This is a genomic window from Pelagibacterium luteolum (assembly GCF_900100665.1).
In the GTDB taxonomy this organism is placed as follows: domain Bacteria; phylum Pseudomonadota; class Alphaproteobacteria; order Rhizobiales; family Devosiaceae; genus Pelagibacterium; species Pelagibacterium luteolum.
This window is the reverse complement of the sequence record NZ_FNCS01000015.1, coordinates 17228-40787: the sequence shown is the minus strand read 5'-3', so window position 1 is coordinate 40787 and position 23560 is coordinate 17228. Positions and strand designations below refer to the sequence as shown.

At 61.0% G+C, this 23560-nt stretch carries 20 protein-coding genes; 9 read left to right on the top strand and 11 right to left on the bottom strand.

The annotated features are described in order from the left end of the window. Position 1: 1 nt before the first annotated feature. From BLR31_RS17015 to traI, 7 genes are read right to left on the bottom strand one after another with little or no spacing between them, the layout of a single operon-like run. On the bottom strand, positions 2 to 262 hold the full coding sequence (locus tag BLR31_RS17015; RefSeq protein ID WP_090598122.1) for a DUF2749 domain-containing protein: 261 nt from the start codon (positions 260 to 262) through the stop codon (positions 2 to 4). 4 nt (positions 263 to 266) lie between these two features. Then, a complete protein-coding gene (gene trbJ, locus BLR31_RS17010; protein WP_090598119.1) occupies positions 267 to 1055 on the bottom strand; it encodes a P-type conjugative transfer protein TrbJ in 789 nt (262 codons plus the stop codon). Then, positions 1033 to 3468 (bottom strand): conjugal transfer protein TrbE, encoded by a 2436-nt coding sequence (locus BLR31_RS17005; protein WP_090598116.1) that lies wholly within the window; start codon positions 3466 to 3468, stop codon positions 1033 to 1035. The genes trbJ and BLR31_RS17005 overlap by 23 nt, the downstream gene beginning before the upstream one ends. 2 nt (positions 3469 to 3470) lie before the next feature. Beyond that, the gene (locus BLR31_RS17000) at positions 3471 to 3770 is read right to left on the bottom strand and encodes a conjugal transfer protein TrbD (protein ID WP_090598113.1); all 300 of its coding nucleotides are present in this window, start codon (positions 3768 to 3770) and stop codon (positions 3471 to 3473) included. After that, positions 3763 to 4131: a TrbC/VirB2 family protein gene (locus tag BLR31_RS16995; protein ID WP_090598110.1), complete on the bottom strand. Its 369-nt coding sequence runs from the start codon at positions 4129 to 4131 to the stop codon at positions 3763 to 3765. Before BLR31_RS16995 ends, BLR31_RS17000 begins: the two co-directional genes overlap by 8 nt. After that, a complete protein-coding gene (gene trbB, locus BLR31_RS16990) occupies positions 4121 to 5104 on the bottom strand; it encodes a P-type conjugative transfer ATPase TrbB (protein WP_090598107.1) in 984 nt (327 codons plus the stop codon). Before trbB ends, BLR31_RS16995 begins: the two co-directional genes overlap by 11 nt. Positions 5105 to 5132: 28 nt before the next feature. Then, positions 5133 to 5762 carry an acyl-homoserine-lactone synthase gene (gene traI, locus BLR31_RS16985; protein WP_090598104.1) on the bottom strand — a complete coding sequence of 210 codons (630 nt, stop codon included), beginning with the start codon at positions 5760 to 5762 and terminating at the stop codon, positions 5133 to 5135. A gap of 210 nt (positions 5763 to 5972) precedes the next feature. Here traI and BLR31_RS16980 point away from each other — a divergent pair, with 210 nt between their 5' ends. From BLR31_RS16980 to BLR31_RS16960, 5 genes are all read left to right on the top strand, one after another. Then, positions 5973 to 6677 carry an autoinducer binding domain-containing protein gene (locus BLR31_RS16980; protein WP_176762728.1) on the top strand — a complete coding sequence of 235 codons (705 nt, stop codon included), beginning with the start codon at positions 5973 to 5975 and terminating at the stop codon, positions 6675 to 6677. A 511-nt stretch (positions 6678 to 7188) separates the two neighbouring features. Further along, a complete protein-coding gene (gene repA, locus BLR31_RS16975; protein WP_090598098.1) occupies positions 7189 to 8403 on the top strand; it encodes a plasmid partitioning protein RepA in 1215 nt (404 codons plus the stop codon). After that, positions 8400 to 9431, top strand: a complete 1032-nt coding sequence (gene repB / locus BLR31_RS16970; RefSeq protein WP_090598096.1) for a plasmid partitioning protein RepB — start codon at positions 8400 to 8402, stop codon at positions 9429 to 9431. Before repA ends, repB begins: the two co-directional genes overlap by 4 nt. A gap of 266 nt (positions 9432 to 9697) precedes the next feature. Further along, positions 9698 to 11041 (top strand): plasmid replication protein RepC, encoded by a 1344-nt coding sequence (gene repC / locus BLR31_RS16965; RefSeq protein ID WP_090598094.1) that lies wholly within the window; start codon positions 9698 to 9700, stop codon positions 11039 to 11041. Positions 11042 to 11129: 88 nt separating this feature from the next. Next, the gene (locus BLR31_RS16960; RefSeq protein ID WP_090598091.1) at positions 11130 to 11315 is read left to right on the top strand and encodes a hypothetical protein; all 186 of its coding nucleotides are present in this window, start codon (positions 11130 to 11132) and stop codon (positions 11313 to 11315) included. A 36-nt stretch (positions 11316 to 11351) separates the two neighbouring features. On the opposite strand, the gene BLR31_RS16955 is transcribed toward BLR31_RS16960, so the two are convergent. Beyond that, on the bottom strand, positions 11352 to 12284 hold the full coding sequence (locus BLR31_RS16955) for a recombinase family protein (protein WP_090598089.1): 933 nt from the start codon (positions 12282 to 12284) through the stop codon (positions 11352 to 11354). A 283-nt stretch (positions 12285 to 12567) separates the two neighbouring features. Here BLR31_RS16955 and BLR31_RS16950 point away from each other — a divergent pair, with 283 nt between their 5' ends. Next, entirely contained in the window at positions 12568 to 13692 is a 1125-nt protein-coding gene (locus tag BLR31_RS16950) for an RHE_PE00001 family protein (RefSeq protein ID WP_090598087.1), read from the top strand. Positions 13693 to 13703: 11 nt separating this feature from the next. On the opposite strand, the gene BLR31_RS16945 is transcribed toward BLR31_RS16950, so the two are convergent. The 3 genes from BLR31_RS16945 to BLR31_RS16935 form a co-directional block, all read right to left on the bottom strand. After that, positions 13704 to 14846: an Abi family protein gene (locus BLR31_RS16945; RefSeq protein ID WP_090598084.1), complete on the bottom strand. Its 1143-nt coding sequence runs from the start codon at positions 14844 to 14846 to the stop codon at positions 13704 to 13706. A gap of 312 nt (positions 14847 to 15158) precedes the next feature. Continuing rightward, positions 15159 to 17159 (bottom strand): ATP-binding protein, encoded by a 2001-nt coding sequence (locus tag BLR31_RS16940; protein ID WP_090598081.1) that lies wholly within the window; start codon positions 17157 to 17159, stop codon positions 15159 to 15161. A gap of 138 nt (positions 17160 to 17297) precedes the next feature. Beyond that, complete coding sequence (locus BLR31_RS16935) at positions 17298 to 17915, bottom strand: hypothetical protein (protein ID WP_090598078.1); 618 nt, start codon at positions 17913 to 17915, stop codon at positions 17298 to 17300. Between the two features lie 150 nt (positions 17916 to 18065). Between BLR31_RS16935 and BLR31_RS16930 the strand changes: the two genes are divergently transcribed. From BLR31_RS16930 to BLR31_RS16920, 3 genes are read left to right on the top strand one after another with little or no spacing between them, the layout of a single operon-like run. Next, positions 18066 to 18824 (top strand): ImuA family protein, encoded by a 759-nt coding sequence (locus BLR31_RS16930; RefSeq protein WP_090598076.1) that lies wholly within the window; start codon positions 18066 to 18068, stop codon positions 18822 to 18824. Beyond that, complete coding sequence (locus BLR31_RS16925; RefSeq protein WP_090598073.1) at positions 18739 to 20262, top strand: Y-family DNA polymerase; 1524 nt, start codon at positions 18739 to 18741, stop codon at positions 20260 to 20262. The genes BLR31_RS16930 and BLR31_RS16925 overlap by 86 nt, the downstream gene beginning before the upstream one ends. Beyond that, positions 20259 to 23519, top strand: a complete 3261-nt coding sequence (locus tag BLR31_RS16920) for an error-prone DNA polymerase (protein ID WP_090598070.1) — start codon at positions 20259 to 20261, stop codon at positions 23517 to 23519. Before BLR31_RS16925 ends, BLR31_RS16920 begins: the two co-directional genes overlap by 4 nt. The last annotated feature ends 41 nt before the right edge of the window (positions 23520 to 23560 follow it).

Below are 23560 nucleotides of genomic sequence, written 5' to 3'. Positions count from 1 at the left end.
TTCAGTTGTCGCCCCAGCGGGGGGCCATCTGCTGGCCTCCCGACGTGGGGTAGTCGTCTGGATTGGCGTCGAAGAAGTCCTTTGCCCGCTCGGCAGCTTCCTCGCGTGCCGCCGCTTCTTGCTCGGCAAGTTCAAGCTGGCGCTGGAGAAGCGCCTTCACTTCCGGATCGGTGTTCGGGATGAACACATAGGATGCCGCGCCGCCCGTGAGGGCGGCAACGATCGCGATCACGACGACGATGGGGAGTTTGACCGTTGCCATGGAGTCACCACCGAGGCTGCATTTGTTGGCCGCCGGAGGTGGACGGAGCGGTAGAGCCGAAAAATGCGTCGCGGCGAGCCTGAGCGAGATCCTTCTCGGCTTGTTCGGATTGATACCAGGTGCCCATCATGGTCATCTGCTGGGAGACCAGGCCGCGAAGCTTCTGCATCTGCTCGACCTGCTGGGTCGCGATCTGATGCCCGACCTGCAATGCCTTCATCTGGCCGTCGGCGGATTCGGATTGGGCGCGCAATTGCGCCATGGTGGATTCTTCGGTCGCGAACTGATCGGCCGTGAGGCCTGCCGCCGCCAGTGTTCCACCGATGGTGTCGCGATTGGTGTCCGACCAGGACTGATAGGTGGACGAAAAGTCCTGCCCGTTCGGAAGACCGCCCTGGAAATCGGCATAGCTGTCGAAACGCTGCTTGAGCACATCGTCGAGGCTTCCCATCGAGAAGGCCATGCCCTGCCCCTGCTGCACGATACCTTGCAGGTTGGCGAGGTCCTGTTGAGCTTGCCCCCACACGTGATCGGGAAGCTGCAAGGTGTTCTGCAGCATGTTCTCGTAGATGCGGATCTGGTTGGCGATCTGCTCAACCTGGTTGGAGATCTGCGTTACCTGATTTGCGATCTGCTCGGCGTTCTGCCCGCCGAGCGCGATCAATTCCCCATTGTTGAGGATCTGCGTGAACTCGGTCGCGCCGGTGAGCGCCCCGCTGGCTTGGGCCGGCGCGGCAAGGCTGATAGCGATCAGGACGCTTGCGAGCGAACTACGCAAGAAGAGCTTCGGCATTTTCGATACCTCTTTGCTTGAGCCAGTGGACGGGCCATTCGTCGCCGTGGCGGACGCGCAGCTCATCGATGCGCTTGATGTCGTCCTGTCCGGACGCGCCGACGAAAGACAGGGTGATCGGCCCGAGAGCCATGTCGAACAGACGCCGGCCGTCAGGCGAAGCGACGTAATATTCGCGCTTGGGCAGAGCGGTCGCGACGATCTCGATTTGCCGCTCATTGAAGCCAATGCGCTCATAGAACTCGCGCGTGCCGCTTTCGCGCGCCGCGCCGTTCGGCAGGCAAATCTTGGTCGGGCAGCTTTCCTTGAGCACGTCGATGATGCCGGACTTTTCCGCGTCAGAAATCGACTGCGTTGCCAGAACGACGGCACAATTGGCCTTGCGCAGCACCTTCAGCCATTCGCGGATCTTCTCGCGGAAGGCTGGGTGGCCGAGCATCAGCCATGCCTCATCGAGGATGATGAGGCTGGGAGCGCCGGTCAGGCGCTTTTCGATGCGACGGAACAGGTAGAGCAGGACCGGCACAAGATTGCGGTCACCGAGGTTCATCAATTCCTCGATCTCGAATGTCTGGAAATCCGAGAGGGTCAGTCCATCCTGCTCGGCATCGAGCAGATGGCCCATGGGACCATCGACGGTGTAGTGGCGTAGCGCGTCCTTGATCTCTCGCATCTGCACGCCCGACACGAAATCGGAGAGCGACCGGCGCGATGTTGCGGCCATGAGCTCGATTTGCCTGGCGATCGCATTGCGATGGTCGGGCGTCACCTTCACACCCTGCAGCTCGATTAGCGTTTCCAGCCAGCCGGCCGCCCAGGCCTTGTCGCCATCATCCTCCAGTTGGGAAAGCGGGCAGAAGGTCAGCGTCTCCCCTGCCCCGACATCGTAGTGATCGCCGCCAACAGCCACCGTCAGCGGGTACATCGACTTGCCCTTGTCGAAGGCGAAGAGCTGCGCTCGGCCGTAACGGCGGAACTGTGCCGCGATCAGCGCCAGAAGCGTCGACTTGCCCGATCCGGTCGGACCGAAGATCAGGGTATGACCCACGTCGCCCGAATGGAGGTTCAGTCGGAACGGCGATGATCCGCTTGCGACCTGCATCAACGGAGGCGAGCCGTCAGGATAGAACGGGCACGGTGCAACCGGTGAGCCCGACCAGACCGAGTTGAGTGGCACCAAGTCGGCAAGGTTGCGGGTATTGACCAGCGGTTCTCGGATGTTGGCGTACCAGTTGCCGGGCAGGCTCCCAAGAAAAGCCTCGGTGGCGTTCAGCGTTTCGATGCGCGCGGCAAAGCCTTCGGCCTGGATCAGCCTGCGCACGCCTTCGGTCTTTTCGCGAAGACGCGCCTCGTCGTCATCGAACATGACAATGACCGGGGTGTAATAGCCATAGGCGACGAGCTGTGAATTGGCCTCGGCAATGGCGTCCTCGGTCTCCGCGACCATCATTGCCGCGTCCTGGTCGACCGCGCCGCTGTTTGTCTGGAACAGCTGGTCCATGAACGGCCGCACCTTTTGCAGCCACTTCTTGCGCGTGCGCTCGAGCCTTTGGCGGGCCTCGATCGGATCAAGAAAAACGAAGCGGCTCGACCAGCGATAGGTGAGCGGCATCAGGTCCAGAGAATTGAGAATGCCCGGCCAGCTCTCGGCCGGAAAGCCGTCGATCGCCACGACCGCCAGATAGCGGTTGTCGACCAGCGGCGAGAGACCGTGGTGGAATTCGGCTGTGACGACGAAATCGAGATACATTGGAATGTCGGGCAGGCGGACCGGATGGTTTTCGCCGACGATGCAGAAGCGGGCGAACTGCAGCAGATCGTCATATCTGGCGATACGGCTGCCGCCGCGTTCCTCGGTCTCCTGGGTGACCATGCGCCGGATCGAGACGACGTTTCCCATATATTGTTCGAATTCGCGGATCGAACGCCGGAAATGATCGAGCGCGCGATCGGCAAAGGTGGTCGCACGGGACTCATCGTCGGAATAGACATATTTGACGAGGCCGGACTTGCGCTTCTCCGGTTCGCGATAGGTCAGGATGATGGCGTGCTGGCTCTCATAGTGCCCGTCCGCCGCCTCGAAACGCTTGCGCCGTTCCTCATCGATCAGCGCGCTCACCTTGTCAGGGAAGTGGCAGTTGTCCCGCGCCGGATAGGCCGTCGCCGGCACGCGCACGGCTTCGACCTGGATCATCCAGCCCGATCCGAGGCGGGCGAGAATGGCATTGATCTGGCGGCTGACCTCGTTGCGCTCGAAATCGGTCGAGCTTTCGCTGTCCGGACCGGCGAAGTACCAGCCGGCCATGAGACTCCCGTCCTTGAGCAAGAGCGTGCCGTTGTCGATCAGGGCCGCATAGGGCAGAAGATCGGAAAAGGACGGGCCGGAATGGCGAAACTTCTTGAGCGCAACCATTGTCAGAAAGTCCGCCAGGGAGTGGAGGTCGGCCGGTAGTAGGGTCGATATTTGATGTGTTGCAGGTAGACGCGGCGCATCAGCGGATCGGCTTTCGCCATCATGCGCAGTAGCCCGACGACCACGATCCAGATGACCGTGCCGAGCAGCGCCGATACGGTTGTCAGGATGACGAAGACGAGAATGACCGCGGCGAGCCCGGTCAGAAGCACCAGCTCACGGTCAGCCCCAAAGAGCAGCGTCGGACGCGAAAGGGCCCGGTGTATCCGCGCCGTCGCCAGCCGGCTTTCCCTCTCAGCCATGCGGGGTAACCGCCAGCGTTTGTCCATGCGCCTCCAGCGGGACGCCGATGGACGAACCGCTGGAGCCGAAGAGACCGACGATTTGCGTTGCGCCAAGCAGGATACCGGCGACGAGCACGATGTAGCAAAGCCGGCGGGCGAAATCGTTCAGCTCGCCGCCGAAGATCAACATGCCGCCTGCAATGGCGACTGCTGCGAGCGCGATGGCGCCAGCGACCGGGCCGGTGATGGATTCCTGAATCTGCTCCAGAGGCCCTTCCCAGGGCAGGCCGCCGCCGCCGCTGGCGAGCGTTGGTTCGATCATGACGAGCGATGTGGCCGCAAGGCCGAGGAGAAATGTGAAAGCCTTCTTAGACGACATGAAGATTTCTTCCCTGCATGGATTCCGATTTCGACGCGCCGACCGGCGTGGTGAGGTATCGCCCGTCGTGAAAGCCTTCGACCTTCAGGATCTCGCGAACGGTTCGCCCGCCAGGCGCTCGTTCGATCGAGACGATCAGGTCGACCGCCTCTCCGATGACTTCTGGCATCGGCTGGGAGCTGACTTCGGCGACGAGTTGTTCAAGCCGGGTAAGGGCGGCGGCGGCCGAGTTCGAGTGAACCGTCGCGATGCCGCCCGGATGGCCGGTGTTCCACGCTTTCAAGAGAGTGAGGGCCGCGCCGTCGCGGACCTCGCCCACGATGATGCGGTCTGGACGCAGCCGCATCGTTGACTTCAATAGACGGCCCATATCGACCGTGTCGGTGGTGTGCAGGATCACGTGGTTTTCCGCCGCGCATTGGATCTCGGCGGTGTCTTCCAGGATCACCAACCGGTGTTCTGGCGTGGTCTCGACCATCTCCGCCAGGATAGCATTGGTGAGTGTGGTCTTGCCTGTTCCGGTGCCTCCCGACACGACAATGTTGAGCCGGTTCACGATCGAATCGCGGATCACATCCACCTGCTCGGGCGTCATGATGCCATCGGCGACATACTGATCGAGGCGGATCAGCATCGAGGCCCGCTTTCGGATCGTGAACATCGGCGCGGGCGCGGCCGGTGGCAAAATCCCCTCGAAGCGATGTCCGCCAAGGGGCAGTTCCCCGGAAATAATAGGCCGGTCCTGGTCGACCTCGGTCTTGAGGGCGTGGGCGACCTTGCCGATGACGGTCTCGACGTCATGGGAGGTCATCCGCCCCGCCGCCGCTATCCCCTGCCCTACCCGCTCGATGAATAGATTGCCGTCGGGGTTGAGCATGACCTCCACAACGTTGGGGTCATGGAGAGCTGTCGTGACCGTGGCGCCAAGTGCGTCCTGCAGCCCGAGGATCAGCCGTCGTTTCGACTCGCTCATGGACCGCCCCCTTGCCCGGCTTCTCAGGTCAGGCCGCGGCTTCGACAGCGGCCAGGAAAAGGGGGACGTAGCTAGACGGCCGCACCAGATCGAGACTGGCTTCGTCGGCAGGTAAGAGGCCCGCGACAGCAATGGTATTGCCAACAGGATGTGGAGGACCTAGCCGCTCCAGTGGCCACTTCGCCCGGTTGAGAATGCGCTCAAACCGAACGTCCGTCACAGTGACGATCCGGTCGAACCCATTGGCCATCGACCATTCGATGATGCCAGCGAATAGTGTGTGCGTCGCATCGCGCAGTCCGCTCGCGGAAACGATGTCGCTGCGTTCGGTGTCAATGCAAAAGCGCGAACTCTCGACAACACGGCTCGATTGGGGCATGCGAGCATCGCCAGCCAGAAACGGAAATGTCTGACCGAGCATCGTCGGACCTGTGGATGGCAGCAGCCGGGCGCAACCGACCACCTGATCGTCGTGGCCGACGAGCACGAGATAGGTCGGATCGAGCCGGTCGTACTCGTCTTTTTCCTGGTTGTGCTCTACGTGGACGTCCCAGTCCAACCTGTGCTTGAAGACCTTGGCGCGTAGTTCATGCATGCGCTCGAGTAGACGTTGCTCACTACTTGTAGCCCTCGTACGGCAAATGGCGACGACGCGCATGACCCAATCCTTAACCCATTGAATTGCGGTCTCTTGAATCCCGTACGGCCGCGCACCGCCAGCTGTGAAAAGTCACAGGGGATCGAGAGTCGTCGCCGTGATAGACAGTTGGGCGTGCCGAGGCGCCGTCGCCGCACTTATGGCCGAATTGCCATGCAACTCGAAATTGCGACTTCTCGAATCGAGGACGAGAACACCCGGAGAGGACACTTGCCGAGCAGAGCCTTCGACCAGCTGCGCGATTCACTAGAAACGGCCCGAGGGATTGGCCCGGTCAAAGCCGCGGTGAAGGAATTCGCCGGCCAATTGGGATTTGACTGGTTCGCCTATCTCTCGGTGTGTGGACCGGAGATCGACACGTTTTCGACGTACCCGCGCGCATGGCAAGGCAACTACATCAACAAGAACTACGCGACCATCGATCCCGTCGTGCAGGAAGCCCGCCGCTCTGAGCGCTGCTTTGCGTGGTCCGAACGCGACCTTGCACGGGCATTGTCGCCGGATCAGGTGCGCTTCCTCGGAGAGGCCGGAGACCATGGTATCGCATCGGGGGTATCTGTGCCCGTGTCGGCCGGGTTCGGCCGGACTGTATTGTTCACCCTCGCGTCCTCGAACCAGTGTGACAATTGCCTGGTAGAATGTCCCTTCCTTGCCGCTTCGATTGCATCGCACGTGGATGTTTATGCGCGGCGCTGGATGCTCGAGCCCATAACTGCTGTCACCGTCAAGCTAAGCCCCAGAGAGAGGCTCTGCCTGAGCTGGATGGCAAAAGGCAAGCGCATGTCCGAAATCGCGCAAATCGTCGGGACCAAGGTGCGGACGGTCGAGTATCACCTGCAAAATGCTCGGCGGAAGCTCGATGCCACCAACGTCACCCACGCCGTCGCGCTTGCAGTGCGTCAACAGTTGATTTGATCTTGTCCGAGCGTGCAGGGCAACAGGTTGTGCGGTGACGCGAGGTCCGTTCCTACGCGCTTACCGAGTCCCCTGCCCGCCCGGCTTCGGGTATGTCGCATCCAGGGCCGACGTCATCTCTCCAGAGCCATCTGTTCATGGGTGGAAGTGAGTCGCCCCAAAGGAGCGGCAGTCACGCCCATTCACCCAGTTTGACGCCCATCCATCACTGTGAAACTTCTCAGGGTTCTGCACGGACCAAGGCGGCGGCACGTGGCACTGAACCTTCCCACGGAATAGTCACCCGCGGAGCACGTAAGCGATTGAAAACGCACTGGAAAGGGTACTCGCCTACGGCGCGATGCCTGACTCTGAAGCTCCGCTGAACGATCTTATTGGAGTCGGTCGGGGCGTGTCGCTAAGATGTTGTTAACCTTAAACCGCTGGACGCACGGGCAGAATCGTGGCCTACCTTTGTCGGGCAAAGGGCGATAAAGCGCCTCCAGGCCGCCAAAGAGGGTTCGCAACGACAATGGCTATACCAGCCGCATCAGTCCCGCAGAGGGACGATCCCGCGGATAAGATTGTCCGGCATGCGAGCATGCTTTCGAGCCACCTGCAGGCCAGACGAGAGCAGATGTACCCACCGGACGCTCAGAAGAGCCTCAGGAATTTCATGATCCATGAGGTGTCCAAGCTGACATCCATTCCGGAATCGACACTCAAGCTGATGTCCAACGAGGGAAAGGGCCCTGTGCCGGCGCGGCTGGAAAACAACCACAGAGCGTACACGCTGGCGCAGATCAACGAGTTGAGAGAGCTGTTTGCTAGCCAAAAGCCCGCTGAGGCACTGAGGTATCTGCCGCACCGACGGGAGGGCGAACACCTCCAGATTCTTGCCGTAGCCAATTTCAAGGGCGGCAGCGCGAAAACAACTACAAGCGCGCATCTCGCCCACTATCTGGCGCTCTATGGCTATAGGGTACTCGCAATCGATCTAGACCCGCAAGCGTCGCTCTCTGCGATGTTCGGCGCGCAGCCTGAAATGGATGTCCAGCAGAACGAGACCATCTACGCGGCCCTGCGTTACGACGACGAGCGGCGCCCGATCCAGGACGTGATACGCAAGACATACTTCTCAGGGATTGACCTAATTCCGGGAAACATCGAGGTCATGGAATACGAACATGAAACCCCGCGGGTTCTTGCGCAGAAGCAGAATGGCAATCAGAGCATCTTCTTCGAGCGCCTTCGGCTGGCGATCGCCGAGGTCGAGAACAATTATGATATCGTAATACTCGACACCCCCCCTTCCCTCGGCTTCTTGACGCTTGGCGCGATTTACGCAGCGACTGGCCTCCTTGTTACGGTGCATCCAGCGATGCTCGACGTCATGTCCATGAGCCAGTTCTTGCTCATGATGGGCGATCTGATCTCGGTCATACGCGATGCTGGTGCCGTGATGGAACAGGACTTCCTGCGGTATGTGGTGACGCGGCACGACCCCAACGATCAGTCCCAGGTCCATGTCGTTTCGATGCTGCGGCATCTATTTGCCGAGGACGTGCTGACGCCGACAGCAGTCGAGAGCGCGGCAATAGAAACGGCGGGCCTTGCAAAGCGGACCCTCTACGAGTTGGAAGCAGGCAATGTTGGAGCGACCACCGTCAAGCGTGCACGGGAGTCTATCGACGCCGTCAACGAGCGGATAGTCGACCTCATTGCAGAGAGTTGGGGGCGGGGATGACAAAGCGGTCATCAGGAAAGTCGATCCTCGCGAGCTTCGGAGCGTTTTCCGAGCCGGTTCCGTCAGCCGATGACGGTAGCCGTCCGGAGAGTGGAACAAGATCCATCTCCGTCCAACCGGTTGCGCGAGTTGGTGCCGGCGTTATCGGCGCCACACAGCGGTCACTTAGTGACCTTCGGGAACAGCGAGATCGACTTCAGGCGATCGTCGACGCTGGCGTGGGGTTGGAGCTCGATCCGGAGCTGATTGATCCTTCTCCGTTTCCCGATCGGCTTCCGGACGACAACAGCGCCGATTTCGAAGCGCTGAAGAAGCTCATTGCCGAGGAAGGCCAGAAGCTGCCGATCCAGGTGCGAAAGCACCCCAGCGTCGAAGGCCGATACCAGGTTGTCTACGGGCACCGGCGTTGGCGCGCGGCCCGGGAACTTGGCATCAAGCTCAAGGCGACGGTGCTGGATCTTTCCGATGTCGAGCTCGTGGTCGCGCAAGGGATTGAAAATGCTGCGCGGCAAGACCTTAGCTGGATTGAACGTGCCCTGTTCGCGTGGCGTATGGACGAGGCGGGCATTAAGGCGCGCGACATCCGAGCGGCGCTTTCAATCGATGATCCCGAATTGGCGCGCCTGCGATCCGTGTGCCGTGCTCTTCCGGGGGATGTTATCGAAGCAATCGGCCGAGCGCCGAAGGTCGGCCGGCCCCGCTGGGTCGCGCTAGCGAATGCGGTGTCCGCAGAGACTGATGTGCTCATGCGAATCCGTGAAACCTTGTCAGGTGACAAGGTTTCACGCCTCCCGTCCGATGACCGATTCAAGCTTGCGTTCGCAACGGCGAGGAAGGCTCCGGTAAAGCAACAGAGTGATCTGGTGTTGGTGGCTCCGACCGGAGAAGTGGTCGGGAAGGCCGTATTCTCTGGGACCGATGTAAAGCTGACAATTGAAAGAGATCGCGCACCGGCATTCGCCTCATTCCTGGAGGGGGAGCTGCCAGCGCTGATCGAGAGGTTCTTCGCTCGTGAGGGCGGTGAGTGATCTTGGGCCCGCGTAAAAATCTTGTCAGCTGACAAGGTGGTTTGGAGCTTGAGGCCGTGCTGGCATGGTCAGCTTCGGCGATGAGTGTGTATCCAATTGCGAAAGGAAACAGACAGCAAAAGAAAAAGGCCCCCGAAAACGCGTCTCCGGAAGCCCTTCTCTCGATTAGCACCTAAGAGAATCACACTTCCAGGAATCACTGTCAAGAGTCTTTGACGCCATCTTCGGCGAGCCGGTTTCTTTTGCCTGAAGGAAGGTGAAGGAAAATGGACACGCATATCTCAACGACGCCCTTTGGGCGGCGGCCGATGACGCTTGGCATGATTTCAAGCCAGGTGGCCGCAAAGGCCATGCCGGCGGACCTGACGGTCCACAAATGGCATGTCTTCCAGAACATCAAGGAAGCCCGCGGCGCATTGGGCGCGACCGATCGCGCACTGGCCATACTTGACGCCCTGCTGTCGTTCCATCCGGAGACCGCGCTCTACGGCGATAGCGAGCTGATCGTCTGGCCGTCCAATGAGCAGCTGATCGGCCGCGCCAATGGCATGCCACCGGCGACGCTACGGCGGCACCTGGCCGTCCTGGTGGAGTGCGGTTTGATCATCCGCAGGGACAGCCCCAACGGCAAGCGCTACGCTCGGAAAGGGCAGGGGGGCGAAATCGAGCAAGCCTACGGCTTCGACATCTCGCCGATCGTCGCCCGTGCGGCCGAGTTCAAGGAGCTGGCGGAAGTCGTCCGAGCCGAGAAGAAGGCCTACCGGGTCGTTAAGGAACGGCTAACCATATGCCGCCGCGACATCGTTAAGATGATAGACGCCGGCATCGAAGAAGGCGTTCCGGCAAATTGGGGCAGGGTCCAGCAAACCTATCAAGCCATCGTCGGCCGGATTCCCCGTACAGCGCCCCGCCAAGTCCTCGAAGCCATCGCTGCCGAGCTTGAGGACCTCTGGGCTGAAGTGCGTGAGGCATTGGAATCATTCGTAGAAACAAAGAATATGAGCGCCAATGAGTCTCATATCGAGCGCCACATACAGAATTCAAAACCAGACTCTAAATTTGAATCTGAAAGTGGCTCAGGAAATAAAGATGAAGCGAGCGGCAGCGCAGCGGAAACCGACAACGTGCGGAGCCTGCCGAAGCGCGAGCTGCCGTTAGGAATCGTGCTGGATGCCTGCCCGAACATGCTCTGGTTGGTGAAGGGCGGCGGCGGAATTCGCAACTGGCGTGAATTTCTGGCGGCCGCCGAGGTTGCCCGGCCGATCATGGGCATCAGCCCGAGCGCCTGGGAGGAAGCGCGAACGGCGTTGGGTGAGCAGCAGGCGGCGATCACCATTGCTGCGATCTACCAGCGGCAAGACCAGATCAACAGCGCCGGCGGCTATTTGCGCAGCCTGACGGATCGGGCCAAGGCCGGAAAGTTCTCGGTCTGGCCGATGATCATGGCCTTGCTGCGCGCCAAGCTTGAGGCGTCGAAAGCCGCCGGAAACGGAGCTGAAGCTGCTGCCGTCGATCTGGAAACGGCGGGGAAGGTCGTTCGCACCGAATCGCGACTGGAAATTAGCGATGCGTTGCGCCGCAGCCTCGACAAGCCGGGGCGCGGATCGTGATGAGCCGAGCGGGTTTGATCGGCTCCACGGTCGTGGATAGTGGCTGCCGAGCTTGTTGGGAAGAGCGCCATATGCGAGGATCGAGGACATGAAAAGCGAACACGACCGGGAACCGACGCCCGATGAAACGGCTGGGATCGTGTGGTGGAACTCACTTTCCGAAGCCGATCGTGCGGATTGGCTGGCGCGCGCCGGCAGCGCTGTTCCAGCCGATGCCTGGGCGGCGTACAAGCGGAGCGGAGATGCTGATCGTCAGCCGCGGATCGTAAACTGAGGCCTGTGCAGTGGGGATGACGCCGTGGGGAACCGGTCACGGTGCGGGCGGTTCCCGGGCGAGACCAAGCCGGCGGGCCCGATCGAGCAGGTTCTTGACTGATGAGGCCGACCATTTTGCGCTTCCTCGTGGGGTTCGCTCATGCAGGCGCTCGAGCTGGCCAGCGATGTCGCGTAGCGATAGGTCTGGGTTGGATTGTGAAATCCCTGTCACGAGGATCATTAGCCGATCTTCGGGAAGCTGGGGAGATGCCCGCTTTAGCAATGCGGAATCAGCCAGGCGTTCGGCGACGAGCCATTTCACTGCGCGTCGCAGTCGTTCGGGCGTCCAACTCGCGCCTTTCTGGTTCAACACGCGGACCACATCGTCCCAGGGATGGTCCGGCCTCATTCGTCGCACCGTAGGCAACCAGTCGTTCATGGAAGCCTGGATGCGGGCGCCATATGAGGCTCGCCGCGCCGCGGCGGTCTTCGCCAAGGCAGCAGGACGTCGCTCCCGCATCCCCGGATTGCCGGGCAGCCTACCCTTCTTCCGGGCGGCCGCAATCCCGGCTTTGGTTCGCTCCGAGATCAGCGCACGTTCGAGCTGTGCGACGGCGCCGAGGACCTGCAGGGAGAACATGCCTTGCGGCGTCGATGTGTCGATCGGGTCCCGCAGTGACCGGAAATGCGCTCCCTTGTCGGTCAGATCCTCGATCACGGCGAGAAGATGGCTGACCGAGCGCGCAAGGCGATCGAGACGCACAACGACCAGGACATCGCCGGCGCGGATATCGCTGATCAACCGCAGGAGGGCAGGGCGGGCTCTCGACGCCCCAGATCCATGTTCCTGAACGATGACGTCGCAGCCGGCCGATCGCAGCTCAATTTCCTGCGCTTCCGTCGCTTGTTCGTCCGTCGACACGCGCGCGTAGCCGATTTGCCGGCCCTGTGGTCGACCGGAGCGTCGATCTTGCGCTTCACGGGCCATTTACGGCGTCTCTCAGCATCGGAAAGAGGCGTTTGTACAAACACCGAAGATATCAACAAACGATCGTTTGTAAACGTCTCGTGATGACCTTCCCGACCTCGGCCGAAGGGGAAAACCCCATGGAAACAGCGTTTCTCGACGATCTGAGCGTCAGCCGGCGTAGCTCTGTTCAATCTGGAAGGCTTGCCGTCTCTCTATAGTACGCGCGCCCTGAAAGATGCGCCTATGAGGGAAGTGAATGCCGTGATAGCTTCCGTATCGCGAACAAAGCGACGTATTCACAATGGCTTATGAAGTCGCAGATTTACCACTCCAAACCCTCCTCCCGGCCGTGGCGCGGGCAGAAGATCAGCTCGCCCGCCTGGACGAGGTCGTGCGAAGGAGCCCGGTCGGAGAAGGGTTCATCGAGAGGGGACATTTCTTCGACTCGGCGGCGAGCATGTGGGTAGCGGGCGAGCTCGTCCATATCGAGGATCTGGTTCTCCACGACGCTCATATGGATGTCCGGACGCCGACACATGAGCTGACCATTGCGCATACGATCGTGCGTAGCCGGCGTCGAATCGCCAGCTCCAATCCAGATTGGGCATTCGGCGAGGCCGGCATCGCCGCGCTGACAGGCGCCGGTGCGGAAAAGCGGCAGGACCGACCCGATCACGTTGCCGAACGGGCAGAGGAGGGCGATGACGAAATTGCCGATGATGACGGCGACGCGCTTTCGCGCGAGTTCGCCGACATCGATGCGATCCTCGACCGCTCGCAACGGCTCATCGACAGGCTGGTCGAGGATGATGTGGCGGTAGCTGCATCCAATCGGCCATCTCTGGTCGTCGGCGATCTGGTGATCCGGGATCCCGACTGGGACGAACAGGATCGATTGCAGCAATGGCGTCAGATCATCAAACAGAGCGCGAGCGTTCCTTCCGCTCTCGGAGCGGCGCTGATCTATGATGCCTGGGAAGACCTCGAACCGATGCAGCGGCAGCACTGGCTCGGCGGTCAGCTCGCCAGTGCCTATCTCCGGTCACGGCGCAAGGTCACGTCCCATCTGCTGGCCTTCAACGTCGGGCTCAAGGCGGTTCCGCGGGAGCGACGCCGGGCGCAAAATCGGACGACACGGCTACTCGCCTTTCTCGACGCGATGTCGGCCGCTGCCGACCTGGGCATGAAGGATATCGCCCGACTCTCGCAGGCTCGGGAGCAGCTGGAACGCAAGCTGCGCGGGCGCCGTTCGTCCAGCAGCCTGCCTTCGGTGATCGACCTCATCCTTGCGCGCCCTGTCGTCTCTGCCGCAATGATCGCGAAGACGGCGAAGGTTACGCCGCGAGGTGCCCTCAACCTGATCGCCGATCTCGGCGTTCGCGAGATGACGGGGAGGGGACGCTATCGGGCGTGGGGTGTTATCTGATTGTGGCGGGATCAGTATCGGCGGTGCGCACGCAGGATTGCACCCGTGGCCTTTCCGGATGAGGCATCGATCCCAACCAACACTTGAATCCGCGGCTTCTGAAGCTCTTTGACCGCCAGGGCGATGGGGCTTGCGTCGCTTAGTTGCGCCCATCGCTCAGCAATACCAGCGTCAGCGATCAAATCCGACACCTTGTGATCGTGAAGATCGATCAGGCCGCCCACTTCTTTTGCGCGACTTGTGATGAAGAGTATGGCGTCGACTGGGGTGAACGCTGCGCTTGGACGGCCCGCGTTGTCGAGGCAGATGATTGCCTGATGCTTCTCGTCCACATGCTCGAGGAGATCCTTCAACACTGTCTCAGGCGTGACCGATACGAACGAAGCGTCGAGCTTCGCAGCAAGTGTGTTCGCGGTGGAACCATCCTGCCGGGGACGCGATCTTACGACCGCGCTGAGAGTCGAATGGTGCTTCATCCACGCTGCGGTCTCGGTGCACCTCAGCTCTATCAACCGAACGATCTTCGCATGGATGTCGGTTACGTTCATGTCGAGGATCGGCTCATGATGAGCGACGCGGTTCCGGAAAGCGTTGATCGGCCTAACCAGATTCTGGATGTCTCGCCGGCTTTCGCCATGCTGAAGGTGTGGAAAGGCAATGTTGACGGTCGTGCGCCAAAGAGCGCCGTATTCCGATCGAAACAGGTTTGACCAGAAGTCGAATGTGAGGGTCGCCACGACTTGATCGCGCGGAGCATTTTGCCCAGCGCGCTGCATGGCTTTGTCCAAGGTAGCCAAACCTTCAGGTGTCAGCGTTTGATCCCGGAACGCCGCATCCTGATGCCAATCCGGCCCGAACCTACCGACAAGGATGCTGTCGATGGCGTTCCGAAGCGTCACCTCCGCGACGTTCAGCGGGTAGAGGAACGCCTTTGCTACGCGTGCGTTGTAGAGATACAGAGCCATCGCGTATTCCTCGTGATTGCCGCCTTTCGCGAGGTAGGTCGCGAAGCGTGGCTCGGAGATTGAGCCGCGGATGGCTTGCAGCTGTGGCGGCTGGTACGGATACGGAACTTGACTTTGTGCCATTTTGCGTAGATAACCGCCCCCAAGCAGTCGAACAGGCCCCACTGGCTTGCCATGCGCCGTCGACATCGAACTTTGTGCACCAGGTCAGGCCAGTCCTCACCTGGTGTTTCAATTTCTGGCTTACCATCCGTTCACGCTCTACACGAGCGGCAATTGAATTGCTCTGGTAGCATTGTCCGGTCCCGAGCCACAGCAATCAGGCCACGCTGAACAATTCTGAAGTCGCCAAAGGGCTTTGCTCGCGGTCGCTCAGTTCGGACAGATTCGGAATTTTTGAACAAGGAACATTGATGCCGCGTCGCGTCACTTTAACCGATCGGCAGAAGGAAGCTCTGTTGCGCCTGCCGACCTCGCAGGCGGATTTGCTTAGAATAATCGCTAGGCGTCGGCTGGCTCGGAGACGGTATCCTGATCGACTTCAACGACGCCAGAGAGATACTTGTCGTACGTTTTCTTGAGATATTTTAAGGAGCTTTCCTTATCGACATTCGCTTGTAGGTGCTGTTGCACGAAGTGCATTCGTGCCTTGCACTCGGCGATAATCTCGGACCATGTCTTGACCCAAACTTCAACGCGGCCGTCGTCAGTCTGTGAAATCTGTCCTTTTGGCTTGTCCTTTTGACGTGTCTTGACCTGGGCGAATCCATCAAGGTCATTCGAAATGACCCAAAACGTCCAGCGTGTTTTGAGATGGCGAAAGCGCTCATCGTCAGCGACTGTGTACGCGTACTTCTCAACCTGTGTGATCTCATCTGCGCCGACTTTCACAGTTGGGCGTTTCAATTCAACCACAAGGTGCTCCCGTTCGTCGGCGTGATTCCGCGGAACAGATCGCGACAACATCAGGTCGACAATTCCAGTCTTACCATCGATGCGTTTTACCGGGGTGTCGATGACCGTATCCTCCCCGATCAGCTTCCGGTGCTTGCGAAGCACCTCGGTCAAGGATTGATCATCGACGGTGAGATTGAACTGCTCCCCAAAGACCCAGGTATTATTCTCGGCGAGCATGCGGTGTAGTTGGCTGCGCTCCTTCAACAGCTTCTTGCTGTCGGGATCGAAGAGCAAGGCCTCAAGCCCATGAACGAATTTCATTCGATCCGACACAAGCTTTGAGGCACTGATCACGTTTGCAAGATCTGCTTCCTCGAGCAGCTTTGCGAGTTCCTGCTGCTTGCGTTCCGGCAGATCCAGGACCTCTTTCAGAATGAGCTGGAGTTCGTCCGGACCGCGTTCGATGGCTTGACGCAGCATTCTGAGTTGGAATGCTTTTGTTTTGCGGTTGGCGTCCGAAAACTCCGGAAGGTGGTTATTTACATTCAGAGCGACGATTTCGAATACCTTGCGCTCGGCACGTTCCACAGCCGTTGTCGGCTCATCCCGATATGGATAGATCTCGTCAGCCTTCCATTGCTCGATTTCGGATCGGGCTGCCTCGACCTCACGATTGCGAAAGAAAAGTTTGATTTTGCCTTCGGCCTCCTCGTAGGCGGCCTGAAGAGGTCCGTTCATTTCACCGAGCTCTAGAATTCCGCGTTTTTGAAGCTCGCTGATGAAGGGCGACTTGAGATAGGCGGAAAACTGAGCACCAGGGACATGAAAATTCGGAGAGATCCGGTGAAAAGGAAATCCTTCCTCGCCACACAGGAAAACCCATCGCTCTGACGCTGAAGTCCATTCGATGAGCTCAAGGGCGGCAGTGTAGCTGACCCCATCTTCGACGATGGGGGCGAGAGGTAGGGTCTGGCGGCTAGCGATAAGTGTCGATGGATCGACACGCTGATGTTCGACGTACACGGCAATGTCCGAGTAATCGGTCAGATACAGGGCGAAAATCTGGGCAAGCGAATGAAGTGCCTGATCTGGCTCAAGTGACCGATAGCTGCGATCCAATTCCGTGATCCTGACTTCGACGCCAGGCTTGAGCGTGCGATCGACCTCGGCCGGTTCAGATACCCGAACATCGACGAGGTCCTCCCGCAGGATTGTGATCGTATAACGCAACAATTTATCATCTTGCCGATAGATGACAGTCCAATCGGCGACCCGACCCAGCGCGAGAGCCTTGAACCGCCCCTTTCCCTCTTTGCCGTGGAGAATTCGTGATTTCGTTTTCGAGCGATTTCCATGCGCTTTCCAGGAGCCGCCGAGTTTTCCGAACAGGTCCTCAACCTTGTCGTGAGGAATGCCGTGGCCATTGTCGCGCACCGTAATCGCCTGCATTCCGAAGTCGTTGCTTTCGATCTCGACATCGATGCGAGAAGCATCGGCATCCGCCGCATTCCAAATTAGCTCGGCAAGCGCGGGAATAGGCTTTGCATTGGCAAGCTTCTTTATATGGTCGCTTTCGACCCGGACCTTGTAATGTGTTTCAGCCATGGTTCCCCCTCATCGGCACCATAGTCCAGGCTTGGGTTATCGCGCCATGGTTCTAAGGCGCCGGCGCGCTTGAACGGAGAGCACTTCCGAGCGGCGATGCTAAATTCCGCACGCTGCTTCCTTTTCAGCGCAGCGCCGTCATGCGGCAAATAATTCAAACTGGCGATCATCCGGTCGCCTGTCGTACGACCACTCAGCGCGGCGACGAGCATACTCTTCCTCGAAACGATTGCGCTCGAAAAACCAGATGCGCATCAGGGGATAGATCTGCTCGTCGTAGAGGTGCCGCTGTTCGTCGGTCAGCTGCTCGAAATCCCAATCGTCAAGCAGGAAGGCGACCTCATCTTCCGGTCGGCCGTCATCGAAATAGCCTTCCTCGCACATCTCCTCGAGAATGCCGGCGGCGGCTGTTTCGAGCAGCCATTCGTTTTCCTTGTCACCCGACGTCAAACGGAAACGCCGCGGCTCCTGTACCAGTTCGAGATCGGCCGTATCCGGAATCCTGTCTGGCGGCCATCCGACGCAGCATGCCTTCACGGCCGCTTGGTCGGCCTCGTCCCAGACGCCGCAGATGGCAAGCTCAGCTTCGGGAGCAGGGTTAGGAAACCCCTTAATGTCCCAGCCCTCGACGATGAACCGCGCTGTTGCCGCCTGATCGGCCGTTATGCCGGCCTTGTCGAACACCGCCTGCGCGGCAAGCAGACCGCGGACGATGTCCTCCGGCTGGGCTCCCGCGACATGAATCGTGATGGTCATCTATCCGTCTCCATCGGCCCTTTCGACGGCCGCAGCGCCGGTCTTCCTTCCCTTGGGCTCTCCTCTTCTCCTTCGGAGTCTGATTGACTCTCTGTCGGGAAGAGAACAAATGTAGAACATATCACAGGCTTTCCGCGTTTCAAGGGTCAGATGAGTGTATCGGCGCCCCCTGCTGCCATTTCCGAGCTTCGAGAACGCATCGCGCGTCTCGAAGGTGGAAATGCACGCGAGCGTACGGTTTTGCCGTTCGGAGTGGCCGCGATTGACAGGGTTCTGCCGGGAGGGGGATTGGCTTTTGGCGGTCTGCACGAGGTCGCGGGTGGTGGAAATGGCTCCGTCGATGGCGCAGCCGCGGCACTCTTCGCTGCCGGTATTGCCGCGCGCGCGGTGGGCAAGGTGCTGTGGTGCGTTACCCGGCCCGATCTTTTCGCGCCTGCGATCGAACAGGCCGGCCTTCCTCCGGGACGGGTAATCTATGTCGAAGCCGGCGACGAAAAATCCGTTCTCGCCTGTTTCGAAGAGGGTCTTCGCGGAGGTTTTGGCGCTGTCGTTGCCGAGATTGCACGGCTTTCGATGACGGCCTCACGGCGGCTTCAGCTTGCCGCCGAAAGCTCCGGCGCCATCGGCATCGCCATTCGCCGCTGGCGTCGGCAGACGGAGGCAACGGATTTTGGGCAGCCAACCGCCGCCGAGACACGCTGGCGGGTGTCGGTCCTGCCGTCGACACCATTGCCCGTTCAGGGGATTGGACGGGCGCGCTGGCACGTTGAGCTGATCCGATGCCGGGCCGGAGAGAGTGCAGATTTTATAGTGGAGGCTTGCGATGCCAAGGGTCGTATCGCTCTTCCTTCCGATGTGGCCGACAGACCGGTTCAGAAGGAAATCGGGCGACGCCGCGCCTCGGCCTGAGACGCCGCTCGTTTTGATCGGCCGCGACGGACGCCGCCGTGTTGTGCTTGCCGCCGACGCGGCAGCGCACGCAGCCGGCCTGCGCATCGGCATGCCGGCGAGCAAGGCGCAGGCCCTTGTTCCGGGCCTGATTGTTCACGACGCCGAGCCCGACGCCGACGAAATCGCGCTCGAGCGGTTGGCGCTGTGGGCGCTGCGCCGCTATGCACCCGTCGTCGCCGCAGATCCACCGGACGGCATCGTCATCGACACGACCGGCGCCGACCATCTGCATGGCGGCGAGGCGGCGATGCTCAACGAGATGGTGGAGCGGCTTGGCGGCTCCGGTTTAGCGGCGCGCGCCGCAATCGCCGATACTTGGGGGGCGGCTCACGCAATGGCCCGGTTCGGTACACGGCGGAGCCTTGTGGTTCCATCCGGCGCCATTGCACAAGCGATCCTGCCCCTGCCGATCGCTGCCCTGCGCCTGCCCGCCGTGACGATCGACAGTCTGCGACGGCTCGGCTTCGAGACAATCGCCGACCTCGCCGCCACCCCGCGCGCGTCGCTCGCCTTGCGTTTCGGACCGGAACCCGGTCGCCGCCTCGACCAGGCCTTTGGGCGGGTGAGCGAACCGATCGAGCCGATCCGGCCGGAGGAGATAGTCGAAGTGCGCCGCAATTTCGCGGAACCGATCGGCGCGGCAGAGACGATCGCCCGCTATACCGGCAAGCTCGTGGCCGAACTCTGCGCCGAACTTGAGACGCGAGGGCAGGGGGCGCGACGGCTCGACCTTCTGTTCTTCCGCGTCGATAACCGCGTCGAGGCGATCCGTGTCGGCACAGCAACGCCGGTGCGCGATGCGAAGCGCTTGACCCGGCTTCTCACCGATAAAATCGAGACCATCGATCCCGGGTTTGGCATCGAGCTGATGCGGCTTGCCGCGACGGCCGCCGAGCCGTTGCGAGCGAAGCAGACAATCACCTCGCTCGTCGAGGCTCCCGAACCCGATGTGTCGGATGTGATCGACATCCTCGCCAACCGTGTCGGTGAGGACCGGCTCTATCGCTTCGCCCCGGTGCAGAGCGACGTTCCCGAACGGTCGGTTCAACGCATTGCCCCAATGGCGCCTGATACCGGCGAGGGCTGGCCCGGCCATTGGCCGCGCCCAACTCGGTTGCTGCCGCGGCCCGAGCCGATCGAGACGGTTGCACTTCTTCCCGACCATCCGCCTGTGACCTTCACCTGGCGCGGCGTGCGCCGCCGCGTGAAACGGGCGGACGGCCCGGAACGGGTCTTCGGGGAATGGTGGAAGCGCGACGCTGAGCTCGCTGCAGTGAGGGATTATTTCCAGGTCGAGGACGAGAACGGCGAGCGCTACTGGGTCTACCGCGCCGGCGACGGCGAAGACGCCGCGACCGGTTCGCAAAAATGGTTCATGCACGGGATCTTCGGATGACTGGCGGAGCCCGATATGCTGAGCTGCAGGTGACTTCGCATTTCAGTTTCCTGCGTGGGGCATCGTCCTGCGAGGAGCAGTTTGTCCAGGCCGCACTGCTCGGCATCGAGGCGCTCGCTATCGTCGACCGCAATTCGCTTGCCGGTATTGTGCGTGCACATGAAGCGGCAAAGACGACGGGCGTTCGGTTGATCGTCGGTTGCCGTCTCGATCTCGCCGACGGCATGTCGATGCTGGTCTATCCGACTGACCGGCCGGCCTACTCGCGGCTCTGTCGACTGCTGTCGCTCGGCAAGGGCAGGGCCGGCAAAGCCAAGTGTCATCTCGAATGGGATGACGTCGTCGCCTACGGCGAGGGGCTGATCGCGGTCCTGGTGCCGGATCAGGCCGATGATCTTTGCGCCGTTCGCCTGCGGCGGCTGCGCGAAGCCTTCGGCGATCGCGCTTACATGGCGCTCACTTTGCGCAGGCGCCCGAACGACCAGCTCCGGCTTTACCAGTTGGCAAATCTGGCGGCTGCGATGCGGGTGCCGACCGTCGTTACCAATGACGTGCTCTTCCACGAGCCGGCCCGCCGCATGATGCAGGATGTCGTTACCTGCATCCGCCACAACGTCACCATCGATGACGCCGGCTTCCGGCGCGAACGTCATGCCGACCGCTATCTCAAACCGGGCGATGAAATGGCGCGGCTGTTCAGCCGTTATCCTGAGGCCCTGGCGCGCACGGTCGAAATCGCCGACCGCTGCCGTTTCTCAATGGACGAGCTCGCCTACCAATACCCGGAGGAAAAGGCGATGCCGGGCCTCACTGCCCAGCAGGCACTCGAAAAGCTCTCCTGGGAAGGTGCAGCCCGCCGCTATCCCGAGGGTCTTCCCGACAAGGTGATCGGCATCCTGAAGCACGAACTGCGGCTGATCGAGACGCTCGAATATGCGCCGTACTTCCTGACCGTCAACTCGATCGTCCGTTTCGCCCGCAGCAAGGACATTCTTTGCCAGGGCCGCGGCTCGGCCGCCAATTCAGCCGTATGCTACGTGCTCGGCATCACCTCCATCGATCCCGAACGCAACAATCTCCTGTTCGAGCGTTTCGTCAGCCAGGAGCGGAGTGAGCCGCCCGACATCGATGTCGACTTCGAGCACGAGCGCCGCGAGATCGTCATGCAGTGGGTCTATGAAACCTACGGCCGCGACCACGCAGCACTGTGCTCCACGGTCATCCGTTATCGCACCAAAGGTGCTGTCCGCGATGTCGGCAAGGCGCTCGGCCTACCCGAGGACATGACCAAACTCCTGTCCTCGCAGGTGTGGGGCCATGGCGAAGCAGTCGACGAGCAGCGCGCTCGCGAGCTCAATCTCAATCTCGGCGATCGCCGGCTGCGCCTCACGCTCGAACTTGCCGCGCAACTTGCCGGTACACCGCGCCACCTCTCGCAGCATCCGGGCGGCTTTGTCTTGACTCACGATCGCCTTGACGACCTCGTGCCGATCGAGCCGGCGGCGATGAAGGATCGCCAGGTCGTGGAATGGGACAAGGACGATATAGACGCCCTAAAATTCATGAAGGTGGATGTCCTGGCCTTGGGCATGCTCACCTGCATGAAACGGTCATTCGATCTCCTGTCCGAGTACAAGGGCGTCATACTCGACCTGGCGACGATCCCGGCCGAAGATCCGCGCACCTATGCGATGATCAGGAAGGCCGATACGCTAGGCACCTTCCAGATCGAATCCCGCGCGCAGATGTCGATGCTGCCGCGCATGAAGCCCCGGACATTCTACGACCTGGTCATTGAGGTCGCGATCGTGCGACCGGGCCCGATCCAGGGCGACATGGTCCATCCCTATCTTCGCCGCCGCGACGGCAAGGAAGAGGTGACGTTTCCGACACCCGAGCTCGAGCGCGTGCTCGGCAAGACGCTCGGCGTGCCGCTGTTTCAGGAGCAGGCGATGCAGGTTTCCATGGTCTGCGCCGGCTTTTCCGCTGGCGAGGCCGACCAGTTGCGGCGCGCCATGGCCACCTTCAAGCACACCGGCGGCGTCTCGAAGTTCCGCGATAAACTGATCAATGGCATGATCGCCAACGGCTACACGCCAGAGTTCGCCGAAACGACCTTTTCGCAATTGGAGGGTTTCGGCAGCTACGGCTTTCCCGAAAGCCACGCCGCCTCCTTCGCGCTGATCGCCTACGCCTCGTCCTGGATGAAATGCTGGCATCCGGATGTGTTTTGCGCAGCACTGCTCAATTCGCAGCCCATGGGCTTTTACCTGCCGGCCCAGATCGTGCGCGATGCGCGCGATCATGACGTCGAGGTCCGTCCCGTCTGCGTCAATGCCAGCCGCTGGGATTGCACGCTTGAGCCGACCGATGACGAGGATCGCTTCGCGGTCCGGCTCGGCCTGCGCATGGTAAAGAGCCTTGCGAATGCGGATGCGGCCACGATTGTCGCGGCGCGGGCCGATGAGCGTTTCGTCTCGGTCGACGATCTCTGGCGCCGCGCCGGTGTGCCGGCAGCCTCGCTTGTCCAGCTCGCCGAGGCCGACGCTTTTTTACCGGATCTGAACCTTGCCCGCCGCGACGCGCTTTGGGCCATCAAGGCGCTGCGCGATGAACCTTTGCCCCTGTTTGCGGCCGCTGCGTCCCGTGAGCAGAGGACCGTGCCGGAGATCCACGAGCCTGTTATCACTCTCAGGCCGATGGCGGCCGGCCGCGAGGTCGTTGAGGATTACGGCCATGTCGGTCTGACCTTGCGCAGCCACCCGGTCTCGTTCCTCCGCGCCGATCTTCGCCGGCGCCGGATCGTGACCTGCCAGGAGGCCATGCAGGCGCGAGACAAACGATGGCTCGAGGCCGCCGGCCTGGTGCTGGTCCGGCAACGGCCAGGCTCGGCCAAAGGCGTCATGTTCCTCACCATGGAGGATGAGACCGGCGCCGCCAACGTCGTTGTCTGGGTCAAGGTGTTCGAGAAATTCCGGCGCGTGCTTTTGTCTTCCGCCATGCTTGGCGCGCGTGGCCGCATCCAGCGGGAAGGGGAGGTTGTGCATCTCGTCGCTCACGAGCTGACAGACCTCTCTGGCGAGCTGGCAAGCGTAGGAAATCGCGAGACGCCGTTTCCCCTGCCGCATGGCCGCGGTGACGAAGCCTATCACGGCGCGCCGGGCATCGATCCGCGCAGCCTGCCGAAGGGCCGAAACATCGTCGATCCCTACGAGCACATCGACCGCATCAAGGTGAAGACGCGGGATTTTCGGTAGAATTGAACAGCTTCTCTCGGTTCCCCGAGGGCACAACTACG

Bases quoted from the DNA above. Each gene is read 5' to 3' on its own strand.
- BLR31_RS17015 (WP_090598122.1), bottom strand. From the start codon at position 262: ATGGCAACGGTCAAACTCCCCATCGTCGTCGTGATCGCGATCGTTGCC.
- trbJ (WP_090598119.1), bottom strand. From the start codon at position 1,055: ATGCCGAAGCTCTTCTTGCGTAGTTCGCTCGCAAGCGTCCTGATCGCT.
- BLR31_RS17005 (WP_090598116.1), bottom strand. From the start codon at position 3,468: ATGGTTGCGCTCAAGAAGTTTCGCCATTCCGGCCCGTCCTTTTCCGAT.
- BLR31_RS17000 (WP_090598113.1), bottom strand. From the start codon at position 3,770: ATGGCTGAGAGGGAAAGCCGGCTGGCGACGGCGCGGATACACCGGGCC.
- BLR31_RS16995 (WP_090598110.1), bottom strand. From the start codon at position 4,131: ATGTCGTCTAAGAAGGCTTTCACATTTCTCCTCGGCCTTGCGGCCACA.
- trbB (WP_090598107.1), bottom strand. From the start codon at position 5,104: ATGAGCGAGTCGAAACGACGGCTGATCCTCGGGCTGCAGGACGCACTT.
- traI (WP_090598104.1), bottom strand. From the start codon at position 5,762: ATGCGCGTCGTCGCCATTTGCCGTACGAGGGCTACAAGTAGTGAGCAA.
- repA (WP_090598098.1), top strand. From the start codon at position 7,189: ATGGCTATACCAGCCGCATCAGTCCCGCAGAGGGACGATCCCGCGGAT.
- repB (WP_090598096.1), top strand. From the start codon at position 8,400: ATGACAAAGCGGTCATCAGGAAAGTCGATCCTCGCGAGCTTCGGAGCG.
- repC (WP_090598094.1), top strand. From the start codon at position 9,698: ATGGACACGCATATCTCAACGACGCCCTTTGGGCGGCGGCCGATGACG.
- BLR31_RS16960 (WP_090598091.1), top strand. From the start codon at position 11,130: ATGAAAAGCGAACACGACCGGGAACCGACGCCCGATGAAACGGCTGGG.
- BLR31_RS16955 (WP_090598089.1), bottom strand. From the start codon at position 12,284: ATGGCCCGTGAAGCGCAAGATCGACGCTCCGGTCGACCACAGGGCCGG.
- BLR31_RS16950 (WP_090598087.1), top strand. From the start codon at position 12,568: ATGGCTTATGAAGTCGCAGATTTACCACTCCAAACCCTCCTCCCGGCC.
- BLR31_RS16945 (WP_090598084.1), bottom strand. From the start codon at position 14,846: ATGTCGACGGCGCATGGCAAGCCAGTGGGGCCTGTTCGACTGCTTGGG.
- BLR31_RS16940 (WP_090598081.1), bottom strand. From the start codon at position 17,159: ATGGCTGAAACACATTACAAGGTCCGGGTCGAAAGCGACCATATAAAG.
- BLR31_RS16935 (WP_090598078.1), bottom strand. From the start codon at position 17,915: ATGACCATCACGATTCATGTCGCGGGAGCCCAGCCGGAGGACATCGTC.
- BLR31_RS16930 (WP_090598076.1), top strand. From the start codon at position 18,066: ATGAGTGTATCGGCGCCCCCTGCTGCCATTTCCGAGCTTCGAGAACGC.
- BLR31_RS16925 (WP_090598073.1), top strand. From the start codon at position 18,739: ATGCCAAGGGTCGTATCGCTCTTCCTTCCGATGTGGCCGACAGACCGG.
- BLR31_RS16920 (WP_090598070.1), top strand. From the start codon at position 20,259: ATGACTGGCGGAGCCCGATATGCTGAGCTGCAGGTGACTTCGCATTTC.